This is a genomic window from Arthrobacter sp. EpRS71 (assembly GCF_001512285.1).
Taxonomy (GTDB): Bacteria; Actinomycetota; Actinomycetes; order Actinomycetales; family Micrococcaceae; genus Arthrobacter.
Genome location: NZ_LNUV01000006.1, coordinates 1,134,012 through 1,153,333, shown reverse-complemented (window position 1 = coordinate 1,153,333; position 19,322 = coordinate 1,134,012). Strand labels below are relative to the sequence as shown.

General features: G+C 62.7%; 17 protein-coding genes and 1 riboswitch. Of the genes, 7 read left to right on the top strand and 10 right to left on the bottom strand.

Annotation, left to right across the window (positions count from 1 at the left end):
* Positions 1-204: 204 nt before the first annotated feature.
* The 4 genes from AR689_RS15700 (at position 205) to AR689_RS15685 (ending at position 5,576) form a co-directional block, all read left to right on the top strand.
* Complete coding sequence (locus tag AR689_RS15700) at positions 205-2,232, top strand: FG-GAP-like repeat-containing protein (RefSeq protein ID WP_197412904.1); 2,028 nt, start codon at positions 205-207, stop codon at positions 2,230-2,232.
* A gap of 103 nt (positions 2,233-2,335) precedes the next feature.
* Complete coding sequence (locus tag AR689_RS15695; protein ID WP_062071600.1) at positions 2,336-3,433, top strand: acyl-CoA dehydrogenase family protein; 1,098 nt, start codon at positions 2,336-2,338, stop codon at positions 3,431-3,433.
* Positions 3,427-4,785 (top strand): PIG-L family deacetylase, encoded by a 1,359-nt coding sequence (locus tag AR689_RS15690; RefSeq protein WP_062071598.1) that lies wholly within the window; start codon positions 3,427-3,429, stop codon positions 4,783-4,785. The genes AR689_RS15695 and AR689_RS15690 overlap by 7 nt, the downstream gene beginning before the upstream one ends.
* 2 nt (positions 4,786-4,787) lie before the next feature.
* Complete coding sequence (locus AR689_RS15685) at positions 4,788-5,576, top strand: glycosyltransferase family 2 protein (RefSeq protein WP_062071597.1); 789 nt, start codon at positions 4,788-4,790, stop codon at positions 5,574-5,576.
* Between the two features lie 10 nt (positions 5,577-5,586).
* Here AR689_RS15685 and AR689_RS15680 read toward each other — a convergent pair whose 3' ends face one another.
* The 4 genes from AR689_RS15680 to AR689_RS15665 all read right to left on the bottom strand — a co-directional run bounded on the left by AR689_RS15680 (position 5,587) and on the right by AR689_RS15665 (position 8,059).
* Complete coding sequence (locus tag AR689_RS15680) at positions 5,587-6,165, bottom strand: adenylate kinase (protein ID WP_062071595.1); 579 nt, start codon at positions 6,163-6,165, stop codon at positions 5,587-5,589.
* A gap of 101 nt (positions 6,166-6,266) precedes the next feature.
* Positions 6,267-6,755: an SRPBCC family protein gene (locus tag AR689_RS15675; protein WP_062071593.1), complete on the bottom strand. Its 489-nt coding sequence runs from the start codon at positions 6,753-6,755 to the stop codon at positions 6,267-6,269.
* Positions 6,752-7,114 (bottom strand): ArsR/SmtB family transcription factor, encoded by a 363-nt coding sequence (locus AR689_RS15670; RefSeq protein ID WP_062071592.1) that lies wholly within the window; start codon positions 7,112-7,114, stop codon positions 6,752-6,754. Before AR689_RS15670 ends, AR689_RS15675 begins: the two co-directional genes overlap by 4 nt.
* Positions 7,115-7,180: 66 nt before the next feature.
* Complete coding sequence (locus tag AR689_RS15665) at positions 7,181-8,059, bottom strand: MurR/RpiR family transcriptional regulator (RefSeq protein ID WP_062071590.1); 879 nt, start codon at positions 8,057-8,059, stop codon at positions 7,181-7,183.
* Between the two features lie 108 nt (positions 8,060-8,167).
* Here AR689_RS15665 and AR689_RS15660 point away from each other — a divergent pair, with 108 nt between their 5' ends.
* The 3 genes from AR689_RS15660 to AR689_RS15650 are packed head-to-tail and all read left to right on the top strand — an operon-like array spanning position 8,168 to position 11,277.
* Positions 8,168-9,556, top strand: coding sequence for an MFS transporter (locus tag AR689_RS15660; protein WP_062071588.1), 1,389 nt, complete (start codon positions 8,168-8,170; stop codon positions 9,554-9,556).
* 5 nt (positions 9,557-9,561) lie between these two features.
* Positions 9,562-10,056, top strand: a complete 495-nt coding sequence (locus AR689_RS15655) for a GAF domain-containing protein (protein WP_082698167.1) — start codon at positions 9,562-9,564, stop codon at positions 10,054-10,056.
* On the top strand, positions 10,057-11,277 hold the full coding sequence (locus AR689_RS15650) for a metal-dependent hydrolase family protein (RefSeq protein WP_062071586.1): 1,221 nt from the start codon (positions 10,057-10,059) through the stop codon (positions 11,275-11,277). It begins immediately after the preceding gene.
* Positions 11,278-11,381: 104 nt separating this feature from the next.
* On the opposite strand, the gene AR689_RS15645 is transcribed toward AR689_RS15650, so the two are convergent.
* From AR689_RS15645 to AR689_RS15620, 6 genes are all read right to left on the bottom strand, one after another.
* On the bottom strand, positions 11,382-13,049 hold the full coding sequence (locus tag AR689_RS15645) for an ABC transporter ATP-binding protein (protein WP_062071584.1): 1,668 nt from the start codon (positions 13,047-13,049) through the stop codon (positions 11,382-11,384).
* Entirely contained in the window at positions 13,046-13,999 is a 954-nt protein-coding gene (locus AR689_RS15640; RefSeq protein ID WP_062071582.1) for an ABC transporter permease, read from the bottom strand. Before AR689_RS15640 ends, AR689_RS15645 begins: the two co-directional genes overlap by 4 nt.
* Before the next feature lie 10 nt (positions 14,000-14,009).
* Positions 14,010-14,957 (bottom strand): ABC transporter permease, encoded by a 948-nt coding sequence (locus tag AR689_RS15635; protein WP_062071581.1) that lies wholly within the window; start codon positions 14,955-14,957, stop codon positions 14,010-14,012.
* A 7-nt stretch (positions 14,958-14,964) separates the two neighbouring features.
* Positions 14,965-16,602, bottom strand: coding sequence for an ABC transporter substrate-binding protein (locus tag AR689_RS15630; RefSeq protein ID WP_062071579.1), 1,638 nt, complete (start codon positions 16,600-16,602; stop codon positions 14,965-14,967).
* Positions 16,599-18,014, bottom strand: coding sequence for an NtaA/DmoA family FMN-dependent monooxygenase (locus AR689_RS15625; protein ID WP_062071578.1), 1,416 nt, complete (start codon positions 18,012-18,014; stop codon positions 16,599-16,601). Before AR689_RS15625 ends, AR689_RS15630 begins: the two co-directional genes overlap by 4 nt.
* Before the next feature lie 64 nt (positions 18,015-18,078).
* Positions 18,079-19,176 (bottom strand): LLM class flavin-dependent oxidoreductase, encoded by a 1,098-nt coding sequence (locus AR689_RS15620; RefSeq protein ID WP_062071576.1) that lies wholly within the window; start codon positions 19,174-19,176, stop codon positions 18,079-18,081.
* A gap of 36 nt (positions 19,177-19,212) precedes the next feature.
* Positions 19,213-19,322, bottom strand: a riboswitch (SAM riboswitch).

Here is a 19,322-nt window from a genome sequence, read left to right as displayed (position 1 = left end):
GATCGGCCCTTCGCAATATAAACTTCGCAGGTTGACGCGATGGTCGCGCACTGAATTATGGGGGTCGAGCCTTTGGCTGCTCTGGGTCTTTTCACTCTTTCTACCAACAGCCTCCGGCATCGAATCGCCGCAACTCTGATGGCTGTGGCCACAGCCGCTGCAGTCCTAGTAGGCATAGCGGCGGCTCCGGCGAACGCCGACGTTGTGGTTGCTTCCGTACCGGCAGGATTGAGCCCGGCCAACCTGGCGGTTAACACGGTCACCAACAAGATCTATGTACCCAACCAGAGTAGTCAGACCGTTTCCGTGATCGACGGAGCCACCAACCAGCCCAAGGTACTGATAACGCGTCCTAATCCAGAGACCGCGGTAGTCAACTCCACAACCAACAAGATCTATGTGGGCCACAGCGACGGCTACGTAACCGTCATTGACGGTGCAACAAACGCGTTTACCTCGATCCAGACCGGTGGTCATAGCGCCAACCTTGTTCTCGACGAGGCGACAAATCGCATCTACGTTCCAGGTGGCCGCGGCATCATCGTCATCGATGGTTCCACGAATTCCCTGAGTACCATTTCAGTGAGCATCTACGCACAGAGACTGGTTATCAATCCTTCAGCCAGTAAGATCTATTTCACATCTGGAATTCAAGACTTCGCAGTGTTGGATCTCGCAACCTCGCGCACGACAGTAATCGATGTCAGCTCCCCCGGCGGTGGCACCACGTGGATTGACGACTTCAAGCTCAATCGCGCAACCAACGAGGTCTACGTTGCCCATTCGCCACAGAGTTGGACGGCGGCAGGCAGCATATCGATTATCGACGGCGCAACGGACACGGCCACGACGATTCCTGTGAACGCTTACCCAAAACGAATTGCCGTGAATGAGACGACCAACCAAGTCTTTGTCGCACATTTCCCGGGCACCGTCGGGCTGACCCGTATCGACGGACGGACTCGTGTTGCTACGTCCTTCCCTCTTGTCGCGACAATCACGCACATGGCCGTGAATGATGCCACCAACAAGATCTACATCTCCGGACACAACGGATACTTGGCTGCACTTGACGCAACATCGATGACCTCAGGTCAGATTCGAAAAGATCAAAACAATCCGAATGCCATAGCCATCAACAAGAAGACCAACAAGATCTACGTTTCAAACTATGAAACAGTAAATGTTATTGATGGCACCTACGTACCTCCTAGCTTCACGTCTGGGCAACCACCAATCAAGGGCCAAGTCGGTTCCTTCTATGAGTATCAATTTGCTGCAAAAGGTTCCTTGACTCCCAAGTTCCGCGTCTCGGGAGGCACCCTCCCTCCAGGATTGGCATTGAATGAGGCTGGACTTCTTTCCGGGATTCCGACAACAGCAGGCTCCTTCTACTTCAAAGTAGCTGCATCCAATGGAGCGAATCCGGAAGCGGTGACACCTACACTCTCCGTCACGGTCAAAAATCGCGACATCAGACACGACTACACCGGCGATGGTAGGACCGATGTTCTTGCGCGAGACGGCAGCGGAGGGCTATGGCTCTATCCTGGGAACGGCTACGGCGGATGGCTGCCCCGTGTGCAGGTGGGCCAAGGTTGGAATGTCATGAGTGCGATCATTGCTCCGGGGGATTTCAACGGAGACGGCAAAGCCGATTTGCTTGCGAGCGATAAGGGCGGAACCCTTTGGCTGTATCCGGGGAATGGCAGCGGTGGGTGGCTTCCGGGAGTCCCGGTGGGATATGGATGGAACACCATGGATCGAGTAGTAGGAGCTGGCGATTTCACCCTCGATGGAAACCCGGACGTCATCGCCCGCACTATATGGGGAGGGATGATCATATTCCCGGGAAATGGCAAGGGCGGATGGCTCCCCCAACAATCTCCTGGCTCAATGTGGTACGGGTTGAATACTCTTACAGCACCAGGTGATTTCAATAAGGATGGCTTCCAGGACCTCCTCTTTACGGACTCAGCAGGCACCCTTTATTTGCACCCAGGTTACAAAAACTCTGGTTTTCAGGATTGGAACTCCGCGGCCGTCGGCTACGGCTGGAACGCCATGACCGCAATCGTGGGCCCCGGTGACTTCAATGGCGACGGCAACGTGGACCTCCTGGCCCGCGACGCAGGCGGCGCCCTCTGGCTCTACCCCAGCAACGGCAAGGGAGGATGGCTCCCCCGCGGCCTGGTTGGCTCCGGCTGGAACGCCATGAACCTGATCATCTAGCACCACAAAACAAAGCAAAGCGGACGACGGCGGGCACCTCCCGCCGTCGTCCGCTTGCTTTCCGCACACATAACCTAAGGTTCCTTAGTTTAGGCTTGGCATCATGAGCTATTCCGAAGCCCAGCCCGTCCGCATCAGTTCCGAACCCGCGCAGCTGCAAGCCCTGGAACCCGTGCTCGAAAAAGTGCGGGCAGCAGTGGGCGACGTGCCGACTTTGCTGACCCTGGCCGAGGACATCGGACGGACCGCCCCCAAGCCCGGCGAGGGAAACACCGCCAAGCTGTGGGAACTGTTGGCCTCCGTGACAGCCGTGGACGTCGCGGCCGGGCGAGTGCTCGAACCACACCTCGACGCTCTCGCGATCCTCGCCCAAGCCGGAGCCCAAGCCGGAGTCCAAGCCGGGACTGACGGCGAGCACGAGGGAACTTGGGGAGTCTTCGCAGCGGAAGGCCCCGGAATGAAGCTCGAGGCCAAACGCGCCGCAAACGGTGGCTACGTCCTCAACGGCTCCAAACCGTGGTGCTCTCTTGCCGGGCACCTGGATGGCGCAGTGATCACCGCGCACACTGAGGAAAACACCAGAGCGGCCTTTGCCGTTGACCTAAAGCACCAGGGCGTGACAGCCGAAGCACCCGCGTGGACCAGCCGGGGGCTGAAGGAAATCCCCAGCGGAACCGTCCACTTCGACCACGTGGAAGCACGGCCCGTCAAACAAGGAAGCTGGTATTTCGAGCGCCCGGGCTTCGCGTGGGGCGGCATGGGTGTGGCTGCCTGTTGGTTGGGCGGAGCGGTGGCCGTAGCGCGCGACTATGCGGATGCGCTGACGAAGGCCGCAGCCAACGGCCGCGAAGCAGACCAGATCGCACTGGCTTCCCTGGGCGAGATCGACCGTATCCTTGCCACAACCACGGGCTACCTCGCCCAGACGGCGGAGCGCATCGACGCCGGTGATTTGGAAGGCTCAGATCCTGACAGTCCAAGCCCCTGGCCCGAGGCCTTGCGCATCCGCGGGACTGTCGCCGCCGCCGTCGAGCGTGTCCAAACCTTGGTGACGCAAAACCTGGGCCCCGGCCCGCTGGCCTTCGACGAAGCGTACGGCAAGCGCATGGCGGACCTGGGCCTGTATATCAGGCAGCATCACGCGATGCGGGACGACGCCCAACTGGGCGCCCTGGCTCTGAAGGGAGACCGACGATGGTAGCTTTCTCGCACACGGACACCGGCACGTCGGAGTCGGAATGGGCAGCCAGCGGAGTTGCCGCCCTGCCGGAGCTGCCGCTGAGCGCGGACGAGCTCGCAAGCATGACCTTCGTTGTGCTGGCCGCCCACCCGGACGATGAAACCCTGGGCGCAGGCGGTTTCCTCGCCAAACTCCATGCCGCCGGGGCTGCGGTGGAGGTTCTGCTGTGCACTGCCGGCGAGGCTTCGCATCCGGACTCGCACACCACGACGCCGGAACAGCTTGCCGCTGTCAGGCTCACGGAGTTCCACGCGGCAGTGTCCGGTTTGGCGCCCGATGCCACGTGGCGGTTCCTGGAACTTCCCGATGGGCAGCTTGCGGCCAACGCGGAGAGCATCAAGGAATCCCTCCGGGCGACCGTGGCCGGAAGGCCCGCGGAGACCGTCGCGATCGTGGCCCCTTATCGCCATGACGGACACACGGACCATGACACCCTCGGCAGTATCGCAGCAGACGTCGCGACGCAGGGCGGCCACGGCCTGCTGGAATACCCCATCTGGTACTGGCTGTGGGCAGGACCGGATGACTCCACGTGGAACTCATGGGTGCGGGTGCCGTTAACCGATCAGGATCAGCACGCCAAAGCACTGGCGATGCGCGCCCACGCCTCCCAAACGGGCCCCCTCTCAGATCAGCCCGGTGACGAGACGCTCCTTTCGGATACGTTCTTGGAGCACTTCAGCAGGCCGTGGGAAACCTTCGCATGGCATCCATCCACGGCCGGTAGCAACAGTGCCGCAGACGCCGAGCGGATCTTCGACGAGGTCCACTCCAAGGAGGACGATCCTTGGAGTTACACCACCAGCTGGTACGAACGGCGCAAAAGGGCACTGACGTTGGCCGCCTTGCCGGAGGAATCTTATGAATCCGGGCTGGAACTGGGTTGCTCCATTGGCACGCTCAGCGAGGAACTCGCCCAGCGCTGCCGGCACTTCCTTGGCGTGGACGCCAGCAGCGCCGCCCTTGCCCAGGCAACTGAGCGGCTCTCACGGTTCCCCTCGGCTGTGACCCGGCACCTGACCATGCCCCGCCAGTGGCCCGAGGGCACTTTCGATCTTGTGGTGCTCTCCGAGACGGGCTACTACCTTTCGCCGGATGAACTCACGGAACTCCTGGCACGTATTGAAGCGTCCACCCGGCCAGGCGGCACCTTGGTGTTGTGCCATTGGCGGCACCCGATTTCGGGTTGGCAGCTGGACGCCGAAGCGGTCCATGCGATGGCTCGTCACCACCTCGGCTGGCCCACGCATGGTCTTTACCGTGAGAAGGACTTCATGCTGGAGATCCTTCTCGCCCCAGACAGGACAGCGTAACCATGCCCGGGCCGTTGGAGATCACGAGCGTGGCAGTGGTGATGCCCGCCCATAACGAGGACCAACACATCGGCAAAGCCCTCGTGGCGCTGAAAGCCGCCGCGGACGCACTCCACCACGAACGCCAGGACATTCAAGCCAGGATGGTGGTGGTCCTGGATCATTGCACCGACCGCTCTGCGGAGATTGCCGCGGCGCATACCTCCGGCGACAACCGCTTCAGCGTGGTCAACGTGAACCTGCGAAGCACGGGCGCCAGCCGGGGCTTTGGTTTCCGCGCTGCCTTGGAAGGCCTGCCTGCGGACGCGACCGAACGCATCTGGCTGGCCACCACAGACTCCGATTCCGCTGTTCCACGGCACTGGCTGACGCGGCAAGTGGAACTGGCCAACGCGGGGGCGGACGCCATCCTCGGCTCCGTGGAACCCGATCCAGAGGGCATGGACCCAGCCATCCATCGTCGTTGGATGGAACTCCATCCGTTCCGGGAGGACCATCAGCACATCTACGGCGCCAACTTGGGAATCCGCGCCTCGGCGTATATCAGCGCGGGCGGCTTCCCCGGGCTGCGCTCCCACGAGGACCGCGTTCTGGTGGAACGGCTCCGTCACCGAGGTTTCGCAGTGACAGCCACGGACACCATCCGCGTCGTGACCTCTGGGCGGACACATTCCCGCGCGCCGGAAGGGTTCGCCGCGTATCTACGCACCCTCGCGGCCGAGTTTCCGGCTGTCCAACACCCGGCCGTCCAGATTCCGGCTGCCGAGCTTCCGACTCCCGCCAGCGGCTAACAGCCAACGGCTAAACCGCCAGCGCCTGCTCCAAGGCGGCAATCGCAGCCTTCGTGATCGTTGGGCGTTCGCCTGTTCCGTCAACGCTGAGCAGAATCCCCCGGTTCGAGTACGCCTTCAACACTGGCTGCGTTTGGTCCCGGTACAGTTCAAGCCGCCGGTGGATCACGGGTTCGGTGTCATCGGCGCGTCCCTGTTCCTGTGCCCTGCGGAGCATCCGGGACAGCAACTCGTCGTCTGCTGCGTTCAGCTCAAGAACCACTTCAAGGGTTTGCTGACGGTCGGCCAAGATCTCGTCCAGGGCACCGATCTGGATGACCGTCCGCGGGTAGCCGTCCAACAGGAAACCTGAGGCGGCATCGTCCTCTTCAAGCCGGACCCTGAGCATGGCCGTGGTGACATGATCCGGCACAAAGTCCCCGCGATCCATATACCCGCTGGCTTCTGTCCCCAACTCCGTTTTGTCGCGGACGTGGGTGCGGAACAGCTCACCGGTGGAAATGGCGGGGATCCCAAAATGCCGGGCAATGTGCTCAGCCTGCGTGCCTTTTCCGGAACCCGGAGGACCCATGATGATCAATCGCGCCATGACACTGGTCCGTTTCGAGAGGCAACCGGGACTTAACCATACGCCGACGACGGCGGGAGGCACCCGCCGTCGTCGGCATCTTTTTGTTTTCGGTTCAGTGCTCAGGCGTTGGCAAGAACAGCGTCGATCTGTTCCGCTGCCTCCCGCATTCCCTCTTCCATGCCCATCTCGACCATCTTCTGCATTTGCTCTTCGGAGTCGAAGGAGGAGGTGATGGTCATCCGGGTGCGGTTCTCCAAGGGTTCGAGCTTCACGGTGGCGTGGGTGATGCCCAGGTGGTCCACGGGTTCACCGTTATCGTCCGCGAAGCCGTCGTCGAACTCCAGGTGGTCCGGGGAGTTGATGGCGGTGAACTTCCACCAGCCCCGCGCCTTGGTGCCGTCCGGACCGGTCATGTAGTAGGCGGCCTTCCCGCCAACGGTGAATTCATGCGTCTCAAAGGTGGCCGGCCAGGTGGGCGGTCCCCACCAGCGCTCAAGCTGCCGGGGGTCTTCCCATACCTGCCAGACGCGCTTCACGTCGGCATCGAATTCGGAAACTATGCTGAAGCTCAGTGCCTCAACATCCTTGTTTAGGCTGACAACAGTCATGGCAGATCCTTTTCATCGTCTTCGGCGAGTATGTCCGCAATCCGGTCGGCGCGTTGCCGCCAGATCGTTTCCAGTTGATCCAGCAGATGGCGGGCTTTCTGCAACCCTTCATGGTTTCCCCGCACGATCTGCTCCCTCCCACGCTTCTCCTTGGTCACCAGGGAGGCCCGTTCCAGAACCGCAACATGCTTCTGTACGGCCGCGAAACTCATGGTGTAGAGCGCAGCAAGCCCGGAGACCGAGTACTCCCCTGCCGTCACCCGGGCCACGATGTCCCTGCGGGTGGCATCGGCCAAAGCCTGGAAGATCCGGTCGATCTCGGCGTTGGAGAGATGTTTACTGAGCTTATCTACAACCATTTGGTTGTACGATATCTCCGCCTGTCACGCCAAGTCAATGGTTCTGCCCAGGTCAATGGTTCTGCGCTAGGAACTGGAGCGGGGATGCATGATGCGCATCTGGTCCCACGTCCGCTCCGAGGCGGCGATGTTCTGATTGGAGCGCTCACGATCCAAGGAGGCAAGCTCGACGGCGATCGCCTGGACCGCGGCAACGGCACCTGTCAGAGACGGGAAGAAACCCGCGCCCTCAGTGGGCACCACGATCCTGTGATCAGCATGCACTGCCACGGGCGAGCCAGCGCTGTCCGTAATGGAAACAATGGGGGTACCCAGGTTGTGGGCGATGTCCACGGCGCGCATGGTGCTGTCGTAGACCCGCCAGAGACTGATGGCGATAACGAGGTCTTCCGCACCAAGCCGTGCAATGGCGTTAGTGAGGGCAGCAACGTCGGCATCGAGGAGCCGGACGTTGTATCCGGCAATGATTGCGTTGTGCTCCAGAGCCTTGCCGGGGATGGCGTAACTTCCTGCCGCGACGATGAAAGTCTGCCGCGCACCTGCGATCGCCTTCGCAATATCTTGGAGAGTGTGGGCGTCCAATGTGCGCTCGAAATGCGCCAGATTCGCCCGGTCAGTGGACACCGCCGCCTGTGCAGGGCTGCTGATGTGGCCATTGTGCTCGGCCGCAACCTCCACTGCGCTCAGAGACGCCAGAAACCGCGAACGCAGCTCAAATTGGAAGTCTGCCCACCCTTTGAATCCCAGTGTTTGCGCGGTTCTGGTGACGGTGGAGGCGTTGGATGCGGCCACGGCGGCGATGTCGCTGACGGAGCCGTAGGACGCAAGCCGGGGCTGCGATCGGAGGATGCCAATGACCTGCATTTGGCGCGCCGCGAGCTTCCGCCCTTGCACGCGACTATCCAGCCACTCGGTCAACGTTGACGAGTCGAAATCTTCTTCCACCTATTGACCTACCTCACATTTTGGCCGTACCTTCGATACATCGCTTCTGCACAGACCCGTGCATATTCCTAAAAATGTACAACTTGGCCCAATTTGGCAGGAATCCCCATGTCTCTCACAGCACGCCTGGATCGTCTGGCTCTCAGTCGACCACACTACAAGCTTCTCCTCATTGGAGGCCTCGGCTACTCGTTCGACGGTATGGACGGGGCAGTGGTCGCCTTCCTGCTCCCACGCATCCAGGAACTGTGGGGCCTCAGCACTGCCAGCCTCGGTTTGGTTGGCTCAGCAGCCCCGTTCGGCTTCTTCTTCGGCGCCATCCTGGCGGGATGGATGGGCGACCGCTTCGGCCGCAAGAAGGTCATGCTCTGGGCCCTCGCCTTCTACTGCCTCATGTCAGTGGTGGCGGCAATGGCCCCCAACTTTGAAATCTTCCTGATTGCACGGATCTTTGCAGGACTGGGAGCGGGCGCCGAAAGCGTCATCATTGCACCGTTCCTCTCTGAGTTCATCCCCCCGAAGCGTCGCGGCTGGTTCATTGGAACCCTGGCCGGATTCTTCTCCTTTGGCTTTGTGGCTGCCGCACTGATCGGCCGCTTCGTTGTTCCGCTGGGTGAAGACGGCTGGCGCTGGGCGCAGGTCATCACCGCAGTCCCCATCCTTCTTCTGCTCTGGTGGCGCAGGAGCCTGCCTGAGTCCCCACGCTTCCTCATCAGCCAAGGCCGCATCGCAGAGGCAACCGAAGTGGTGGACCGATTCGAGCAGAGCGTCGTGAAGGCCACAGGGAAGCCCCTTGCTCCCTTGCCGGCAGTCGAGGAAGAGATCACCAAGCACGAGCAAAAGATCAGCGTTTGGAATGCCCTGAAGTTCATGTGGTCCAAGGCGATGCGCCGCCGGACAGCTGTTATTTGGCTGATCTGGTTCGTGATCACCTTCTCCTACTACGGCTTCTTCTCCTGGATCCCCACCCTCCTGGTGGGCCGCGGCATCACCATCACCAAGAGCTTCGAGTTCTCAATCCTGATCTACCTGGCGCAGATCCCCGGCTACTTCTCCGCCGCGTGGTTGTGCGACCGGATTGACCGCAAGAACACCATCGCCCTGTACCTGGCAGGATCGGCCATCAGCGCCTTCTGGCTGAGCCAATCCAACGACTCCGGCATGATCCTCCTGGCCGCCGCCACATTGTCCTTCTTCCTGAACGGCACCTACGCCGGCGTCTACGCCTACACTCCGGAGCTCTTCCCCACCTGGATGCGCGCCACGGGTGTTGGCCTGGCCAGCGCAGTGGGCCGCATCGGCAGCATCCTGGCACCGTCCATCATCGGCATCTTCGCCGCATCCCTCGGTTTCGGCGGAGTGTTCACCATGACCACCGTGGTGCTGACCATCGGCGTGCTGGGTGTGGTGATCTTCGGAGCGTCCACCGCAGGCAAATCCTTGGAGGACATCAACGCCCGCGCCGAGCATGATCCGGCAGCGGCAGGAAGCAAGTGAACGCCGTGAATTCAGACGAAATTTTCCAGCAGACGCTAGAGGCAATGCAGCAAGACCCCGGCGTCATTCTCTTCACGGCACTGCAATGGATTCCGCAACGCTCCAGCCTCAAGCGCCTCTTCACCAGCCACCCGGCCGAGTATCCGGTGGGCGGCGAGAAAACCGTGGAGATCTCACCCGGCTGGCTGGGTACGGTCATCGACAAGAAGGAGCCGTTCCTGGCTCCCGATCTGACGGCACTGAGGGAAGTCTTTGCAGACTCCGAGCTCATCCAGCAACTAGGCTGCGGGGCCGTCATCAACGTGCCGGTCCTCGACCAACAGCACAACGTGGTTGGCGTCCTCGCCCTTCTGGACGCGGAAGGCAAGTACACGCAGCAGAGTGTGGAAACCGCCGTCGGCGTCATTCACCAGAACCTCGCCAGCCTTGTTAAGGCCTTTGAAGCCCATCCCACCGAAGCACACGAATCCCCCGAAGCACCTGCGAAGGACACCGTTTAAATGAGCACCACCCCACTCATCATCCGCAACGCAAGCGTCCTGAACGTTGAGGCTGGCACCTACTCAACTGCCGACGTCGTCAGCGTTAACGGGAAGATCAGCAGCGTCGGGCCTGACCTTGAAGCTCCATCGGGTGCGCGGGTCATCGATGGCACCGGCAAGTTTGTGATCCCGGGCCTGATCGATGCCCACGTTCACGTGGTGGCATCCAGCGCCGACTTCCGCTCGCTCACCTACACGCCGGCGTCCTATGTTTACGCGCAGACGGCCCGGATCATGGGCGAGATGCTGCGACGCGGCTTCACCACTGTCCGGGATCTGTCCGGTGCCGACTTTGGTCTGGCCATGGCGCAGGCGGAGGGGCTGCTGGAGGGGCCGAAGATCCATTTCTGCGGACACGCCCTCAGCCAGACCGGCGGCCACGGCGACATGCGCCTGCCCGGCGAAGACCACGATCCCAATGGCCGGGGCTGCTGCGGGATCGGCCGGGTGGCCGACGGTGTTGACGCTGTCCGCGCCGCCGCCCGCGATGAGATCCGCAAGGGCGCCCACCACATCAAGATCATGGCGTCCGGCGGCGTCTCCTCCCCCACGGACCGCATCGATTCCACCCAGTACTCCATGGAAGAAATGCGGGCGGCAGTGGAGGAGGCACAGGCTGCCAACCGCTACGTTGCCGCCCACGCCTACACTGCCCGGGCCATCAACCGTGCGCTTGAGGCGGGTGTCCGCTCGATCGAACACGGTAACCTCCTGGACGACGAAAGCCTGAAGCTGTTCCTCGAAAAGGACGCTTTCCTGGTCCCCACACTCGTCACGTACTGGGCGCTGAAGGAAGAGGGCAAGGAGTTCGGGCTCACCGAGGAAATGTGGGCCAAGGTGGACTCAGTGCTCACCAGCGGCCTCGAAGCGATCGGCCGCGCCCACGAAGCCGGTGTGAAGATGGCCTTCGGCACAGACCTCCTGGGCGGCATGCACCGCCACCAGAATGAACAGTTCAGGCTGCTCGGGAAGGTCCAGCCGGCGATTGATGCCATCCGTTCTGCAACCACGACGGCGGCCCTGCTGCTTGAGCGCGAAGGTGAACTTGGCGTGATCGCGCCTGGTGCGGATGCTGACCTCCTGGTTCTGGGAGCCGACCCGGTGGCGGACATCGCTGTGCTGGCTGACATCTCCGAGCACATGGAATACCTCATCCAGAACGGCCGGGTGATCTCCTAGCTTCTGAGCCGGGCGCACACCCCTTCCCGACGCTCTCTCACATGACACGCCATTTCCGCCGACGCTCTATCACCAGGTGATAGATCGTTGGGCGGAAGGGGCCGTTATGTGAGAGAGCGTTGGGGCTGGCGGCCCGGGATGGCCGTGATCAGCTGCCGGGTGTAGTCCTCCACAGGGTTCTCCAGCACTGCGGTGGCCTCCCCGAGTTCCACCAGTTTCCCTGCCTGCATGACGGCCACGCGGTCCGAGATTTGCTGCACCACGGCGAGGTCATGCGAGATGAAGAGGTAGCTTAACGACTCCTGTACCTGCAGTTCAGCCAAGAGAGTCAGAATCTGAGCCTGCACCGAAACATCCAGGGCTGAGACCGCTTCATCCAGCACCACGAGCTCGGGCTTCAGCGCCAAAGCCCGGGCGATGGCGATCCGCTGCCGCTGCCCACCCGAGAGTTCGGCCGGCCGCCGGGTTCCGTAGTCCGCGGGAAGGTGGACCTCCTCAAGCAGCGCCTTCACCCGGCTCTTTCGTTCAGTCGGGGAGCCCTCCGCGAATGCTCGCAGCGGCTCGGCGATGATGTCCTCCACAGAGAACCTTGGATCCAGCGATGCGTAAGGACTTTGGAACACCACCTGGAACCGGCGTCGGAGGTGGCGCAGCTTCTCCCCTTTCGCACTGGCGAGGTCCACGCCGTCGAACGTCACTGAACCTGAGGTTGGCTTGTCCAACCGCAGCAGCAGGCGGGCAACTGTGCTCTTCCCGGAACCGGACTCCCCCACCAATGCCAGGGTCTCGCCCCGCCGGATGTCCAGCGAAACATCGTCGACGGCGGTCAGCGACCTTGCGCCTCCGGCTGTCCGGGGCAGGCTGAACACCTTGCGGAGCGACTTGGCCTCCACAAGAGGGGAAACGTGGACAGTGCCGCTGCCCGCCGTCGTGCTTGGGTTCTGGACCGAAAGCGATGGCCGCAATCTGCGCGGGCTGAGCCCCGGAGCCGCCGCAATGAGTTGCTGCGTGTAGCTGTGCTGCGGGTCGCCCAGCACGGCCGTCGCGGACCCTTCCTCCACAATTTCGCCGCCGCGCATCACGATGATGCGGTCGGCGCGGTCAGCTGCGACGCCGAGGTCGTGCGTGATCAGCAAGACGGCGGTTCCCCGCTCCGCGGTCAGTGCAGCAATGTTGTCCAGGATCTGTCGCTGGACCGTCACGTCAAGCGCACTGGTGGGCTCATCAGCAATGACCAGTTTTGGCTGGGCAGCAAGCGCAGTGGCTATAAGCACGCGTTGGCGCATGCCGCCGGAAAACTGATGAGGAAACTGGCGCGCCCGGGAGGGAGCGTCGCGGATTCCGGATTCCTCCAGCAACCTGACGGCACTCTGCCGCGCAGCCTTCCTGGGCTGGAGCCGGTGGATGGTGAGCGCTTCCGCCACTTGTTCACCCACCCGTTGGAGGGGATCCAGCGACGCCGTGGGGTCCTGCGGAATCAGCCCGATGTCCTTGCCGCGCACCCCCTGCCACTCCTTGCGCGTCAGCTGCGTCAGGTCCGTGCCGTCGAAGGTCACGCTGCCGGAGGAAACCCGGGCGTTGCCGGGGAGCAGGTTGATGATTGAATGCGCCGTGGTGGTCTTGCCGGAGCCCGACTCCCCCACAATCGCCACCACTTCGCCCGCCCGGACCTCAAAACTGACACTCGCCACCGCGTTCCGTGGAGATCCCTCCACCACGTAGTCCACGCGGAGATTTTCCACCTTCAACAGCGGTTCAGCATGGGAGCTCATCGCCCGTTCCTTTCGGAGTCTTGGAAAGCATGCGAAATACGGTTGGTGGACAGCACGACGGCGGCAATTACCACGCCCGGCAGCGTCACCAGCCACCACGCAGCCACCAGGTAGTCGCGGCCTCCGGCCACCAGTGAACCCCATTCCGCGGAGGGCGGTGGTGCGCCGAACCCGAGGAAGCTCAGCGACGAAATCGACAGGACTGCCATGCCGAACTCCAGCGCGGACAAGGCCAGAACCGGGCCGGCAGCATTGGGGAGGACATGTCGGAGGAGGATGGAGTGCCACCGGACACCTGAGGACCGTGCGGCCTCAACGTACACAGCAGTGCTCACCCGGAGGGTTTCAGCACGCATGATCCGGGCGAAGTTGGCCACACTGGCAATGCCCACCGCGATGGCAATGTTGATGGTTCCGAAGCCGAGCACCGTGATGAGAGCCAAGGAAAGCAGCAAGCTCGGAATGGCCAGCAGCACATCCATGACGCGCATGATGGCGTCATCCACCCACCCCCTGATGGAGCCAGCCAGCAAACCGAGCGCCGATCCCGCAACCAGGCCAACGGCTACCGCCACTGCCGTTGCAGCCAACGAGGTTGCCGAACCGTGGACCACACGGGAGAAGAGATCACGGCCCAGGCTGTCGGTGCCGAACCAGTGTTCCGCGGACGGTGGTTTGAGCCGCGACGACGGAACACCCGTGTCCGGAGGCCACTGGGTAAAGGCCTGGGGAACCAACGCCCACAGGATCACCAAGGCAAGGACCAGCACGGACAGCACCAATCCGGGCTTGGCCAGGAACCTTCGGGCGCCGGCCCAAGGGGAACCAGCCCAACTAACTGAAGCCTGGTCGGCGGCCGGCGGGACGGGAACTGATGCCTCGGGCGCGGCGGCCGAGTGCCCCGCTGCAGGATCTACGGAGTGCGTCCCCCTCACAAGTTGCTGCGTCATAATGGCCCTCCTAGACCTTGGCCCCGCGCGCTGTGTTGATACGCGGGTCCACGAGCGGATAAATCAGGTCAACGATCAAGCTGGTGATCACAAAGATGACGGCGGCCAGGACCACCAAGGTCTGGACTACGGGGATGTCCCTGCTGTTGACGGCCGTGACCGTGAGCCGCCCTATGCCCGCACGGGAGAACACTGTTTCGCTCACCACTGCCCCGGCCAGCAGGTTGCCCACCAGGATTCCGAGCATGGTGAGCGTGGGAATGGCTGCGTTCCGGAGGGCATGGCCAAAGTTGATCAGCGCTTCACTGGCTCCCTTGGCTCGGATCTGTTCGATGTACGGTTCGCCCAGCGTTTGGCGCAAGCTGCGCGTCAGCAGCTGGGCGATCACCGCTGAGGTGGGTATGGCCAGAGTCAGGGCGGGAAGCACGAGGCTCTGGCCGCCGTCGTTCCCTATCGCTGGGAACAATCGCAACCTGAACGAGAAGAACTGCAGCAGCAGGAGGCCAATCCAGAAGGTGGGCACCGCGATTCCCAGAGGAGGGAGCGAGGAGAAGGCCTGGCGGATCCAGCGGTTGCGGCTGAACGCCGCAACCACTGCCAGGGCACTGCCCAGAAGCACCGCGAGCGCGAATCCCGCCACGGCCAACTTGATGGTCTCCGGCAGCACTTCCGCCACAGTCTGGGTCGCAGGGACACCGTTCTTGACGGACAGCCCGAAGTCCAGCTGGAGCGCCTTGAACAGGGCAATAAAGTATTGCTCGTAAAGAGGCCTGTCCAATCCGTACTCCGCGCGAAGTTTCTCCACGAGAGCCGGATCCACTGCGTTCTGTTCGTCTCCGCTGGCCATGATGCTCACGGCGTCGCCGGGCAACAGGTACAGGATCAGGAAGGACACTGTGTAGGCGGCCCAGAGGACGAACGCGCCCTGCAGCAACCGTTGGCCGATGTAGCGGATCATGGGATTCCTACTTGCTCAGCCAGGCGTCATAGAAGTCCAGGCGGCTGGAAGCTTCGAACGTGAGGCCCTTGACGTGCTCGCTGGCGGAAATGGTGGTGGACAGCTCATAAAGCGGGATGGAGTGGGCGTCCTTGATCAGAATTTCCTGTGCTTCGTCCACCAGTTTCTGGCGTGCGTCCTTGTCCAGCGCCGCGGCCTGCTCCCCCAGGACATCGTCCACGGGCAGCTTCTCGCGGAGGTTGCTTCCGCCACGGGCTGTGGTGGAGGCGAAGACGGTGCGCAGGACGTCCGGGTCGCTGCGGGTCAGGTTGCCGTAGGAGAAGTCATAGGTCTTGTCAGCCTGGGCAGCCGTCACGTCCGCTATGGTGGTGAACTTCAGCTGCAGGTCCACGCCGATCACTTTGAGTTGCTGCTGCACGAGCTCCAGCACTTCCTTGGGTGACTGCCAGTAAGTGACCTTGAAGGACAGTTTCTCGCCGTTCTTCTCGCGGACCCCATCGGTGCCAACCTTCCAGCCGGCATCGTCCAGGAGCTTCTTGGCGCCATCGGGATCGTTTTTCAGCAGCTCGCTGTAGTCCTTGAAGTACGGAGTGGTGTGGGAGAGAACGCCCTTGGCCGGCTGGTCCGCTTCGGTCAGCAGGGTCTTGGTAATTTCCTCACGGTTGATGGCCTTGGAGATGGCCTGGCGGACGGCGGTTTCCTTGAGCTTGGGGTTGGACTGGTTGGCGTACAGGTTGTAGACCACGCCCGGGTTGGCCCGGGTTTCGTTCCAGAAGCCGTTGCCGTTGAACAGGCTGATGTCAGCAGCGGAGATTGCCGCCGTCGCATCGATCTGGCCGGACTGCAGGCTGCCCGTGCGGTTCCCTGCCTCAGGAATGATCTTGAAGGTGACAGTGTCCAGGTAGGCCTCGCCCTTGTTGCTGTTGGTGGCGGCGGGCCAGGTATAGCCCGCACGGCGTTCCAGGACAGCTTCCTTGTCCACGGTGTAGCTCTTCACGCTGAACGGGCCGGAGCCGGAGAACTTCCCGGCGCAACGGTCAGCTTCGGAAAGAGTTGCAGAGGCCGGGGACAACAGGCCGAGCGTGAACGTGGACGTTGCCTGGAGGAACTGCGCGTTCGGCTTGGAGAAGTCCACCACCACGGTCTGCGGGTCCTTCACGGTGATGGCGCTGACGTCGCTCAGGTAGGTGGAGCCCAGCGTCGCTTTCGCACCGAGTGCTTTGATGGCCTCGAAGTTGGTCTTCACCGAAGCAGCATCAATCGCAGTCCCGTCAGCGAAGGTGGCACCGCTGCGGAGGGTAAACGTGAAACTGGTGGCGTTCGTATTGGTTTCGAACCTCTCCGCCAGCCACGGAACGATCTCGCCCGTCTTCGGATCCTGCGACGTCAACGACGCCACTGTCTGACGGGCAATCGCAATCGCATCGTTGTTGCCCACCTGCTGCGGGTCAATGCATCCGCGGTCAACGGACACCGCGAAGTTCAGGTTGCCACCGGAAACCGGGGTGGCGTCGGCACTTTGCTGGGTGCCGGCGTCGGCCCCTCCAGCGCAAGCTGAGGCCAGGAGCGCAAAGGCTCCCAGGACGGACACGACGGCGGCTGGTTTCCGCAGCTTGCGCGCTGCAGTTAGGTTGGGGACGCTCATGCGACTTCTTCGCTTTCAGTGAGTTGGGTGCTGGTGAGTGATCCGCGGCGGGTCAGCGGGACGCGGAGGCCGAGGTTTTCGCGGAGGTTGGTGCCTTCGTATTCGGTGCGGTAGACGCCACGGTCCTGCAGGCGGGGAACCAGTTCGTTGACAATGTCATCCAGCCCGCCAGGCACAATCCATGGGGTGATGTTGAAGCCGTCAACTGCGCCGGTGTGGGCGTACTCGGCGAGTTTGTCCGCAATGTCGTCGTACGATCCCACCAGGCCGCGGCCGTTGAGCCGGGAACGGGCAGCAACGAACTGGCGGATCGACTGGCCGTTTTCCTTGGCATCCGCACGCCACTGGGCGGCGAGGTCCTTGGCGCTCTTCCCGTGGAAGGCGTTGCCGCGGGTGGGGTTGGTGACGTCCACAAGGGGGTCGATATCCGGCAGCGGCCCGTCGGGGTCGTATTCGGTGAGGGTGCGTCCCCAGAACTGTTCCAAGTAGGCGATGGCCGTTTCCGGACCCACTTGCAGCGAGCGGACCCACTGGTGCTTTTCCTCGGCCTCTGCCGCGGTGGCGCCAAGGATGAACTCCTGGCCGGGGAAGATCTTCACGTCGTCTGCCGGGCGCCCGGCTTTGAGGGTGCGGGCCACAATGTCGTCGCGGAACTTCTTGGCGTCTTCCAGTTCCGGATGTGCCGAGAAGATCACGTCGGCGTTCCGCACGGCGAAATCGCGTCCGTCCGGTGAGTCCCCGGCCTGGAACAAGACAGGGTGCTGCTGGCTGGAGCGCGGCAGCCTGCCGGTGATTTCGACGTCGAAACTCTCATCGTGGCGTTCGACCGTGGTGATGGCGTCCTCGCGGAGCCAGCGTTGATCATTCCGGGACCCGGCGATTGCGCCGTCAGCCCAGGAATCCCAAATGGCCTTGGCCGTCTGAACGAACGCTTCGGCCCGGACGTAGCGGTACTCGTGCTTGAGGAACCCGCCGCGCCTGAAGTTGGCACCGGTCCATGCGTTGTCCGTGGTGACGATGTTCCATGCCGCACGGCCGCCGGACAGCAGGTCCAGGCTGGCCAAGCGGTGGGCAAGATCCGCGGGATCGTTGTACGTAGTGTTCTGCGTGGCAACCAACCCGATATTTGTGGTGATGGCTGCGAGCGCGGCGAGGGCGGTCTGCGCGTCAGGACGGCCCACGACATCCAGATCGTGGATCTTTCCGAGGTGTTCCCGGAGGCGGAGTCCTTCTCCGAGGAAGAACGCGGAGAAGAGTCCGCGTTCAGCTGTCTGGGCCACCCGGCGGAATGACTCGAAGTCGGTTTGCGAGCCGCTCTGCGCGTCCTTCCACACGGTGGTGTGGTTAACGCCTTGGAAGAAGACGCCGAACTGGATCTGGCCGTTGCCTGCGATGCGGTGATGGTTGGTCATGGTTCTTCTCTCTGAATCTGGCTCTGTGAGTGGGCTCTTGGCGGCGGGCGTTGGTCAGCCGGCGTCAGGCTGCGGCGAAGCGGTTGGCGGGACGGGGAAGGCCGAAGGTTTCACGGAGTGTGGCGCCCGGAAGCGGCGGCACCACCAACCCGCTGCGGTGCAGTTCGGGGAGCACCTTGTTGGCCAATTCGGGGAGGTCCACGTCCAGTACCGCTGGCTTGAGGCGGACGCCGTCGGCTGCTGCGAACAGCGTGGTGAGCAGCTCCACCAAGCCTTCGGTGCTGCCCACGTAGCGGGCACCCCCCGTCCACTCTTCGTACGAGTCCAGTTCGGCCAGACGGTCCTCCGCGGTCTGCCCACGGGAATCGAGGATGACGTCCAGCTCCACCAAGGTCCGCGGCGCACCCGAAGATGCTGCCGCCTGGGCAGCTTGCGGGAGGTCGTCCGTGGTGTCTGCGGAGACCAAGGCAACATCAGCCTCGACGGCGGGAATCAGTTCAGCAGGCGCGAACACCACGAGCTGCCCTTGGAGTGGGCGCGGGATGATGGACGGTCCCTTGACGGAGAAGCGCTCACCGTCAAAGTCGGCGTAGTGCAGCTTGTCCCGGTCCAGGTACCGCCCCGTTGCAACGTCACGGATCACCGCGTCGTCTTCCCAGGAGTCCCAAAGCCGGCGGCTGGCTTGGACCACATCCGCGGCTTCGCTGGCTACCTGTCCTTCTGGCAACTGCGTGCGCCCCACGGAACGGGCTTCCTTGGCCAGGTTGTCCGCGGTGACCAGCCAACCCGCCCTCCCCAAGGAGGAGTAGTCCAGGCTGGCCAGCTGCGTGGCTACATGGAACGGCTCAGTGAAGAGCGTTCCGGCCTCAGGGACAAGACCGATGGACCGTGTGATCGGTGCTGCAAAGGCCGCGCGCTGGATCGCATCAATCCGGCCCGCAATCCCGGTGCTTCCAGGATCCACCACGCGGCTGTCCTTGAACGTGGACACATGGAAACCGGCGATGTCCGCTGCTAGCACGGTTTCACGGATCCGCTGGCCCCCCAATAGCGCCTGCGGATCATGGTGGGCCTTGCGCCACGACGCGGGGTGGGCTCCGTCGCCGTCGAGCTCCAACGCGATGACGCGGGAGCGGAATGCGGGTACAGGTGTGGAAGGCATGATTCTCTCTTTCAGAGGCCGCACAGCGGCTGGGACGACATTCACTTGCCGCAGATGCGGCCTGGTCTGTTTCCGGAGCACCCCGCCACGTAATGCCTGAGGGTTGCCGCAGCACGAGCCGGTCCTTGGCGTGCTGACTCTTGACC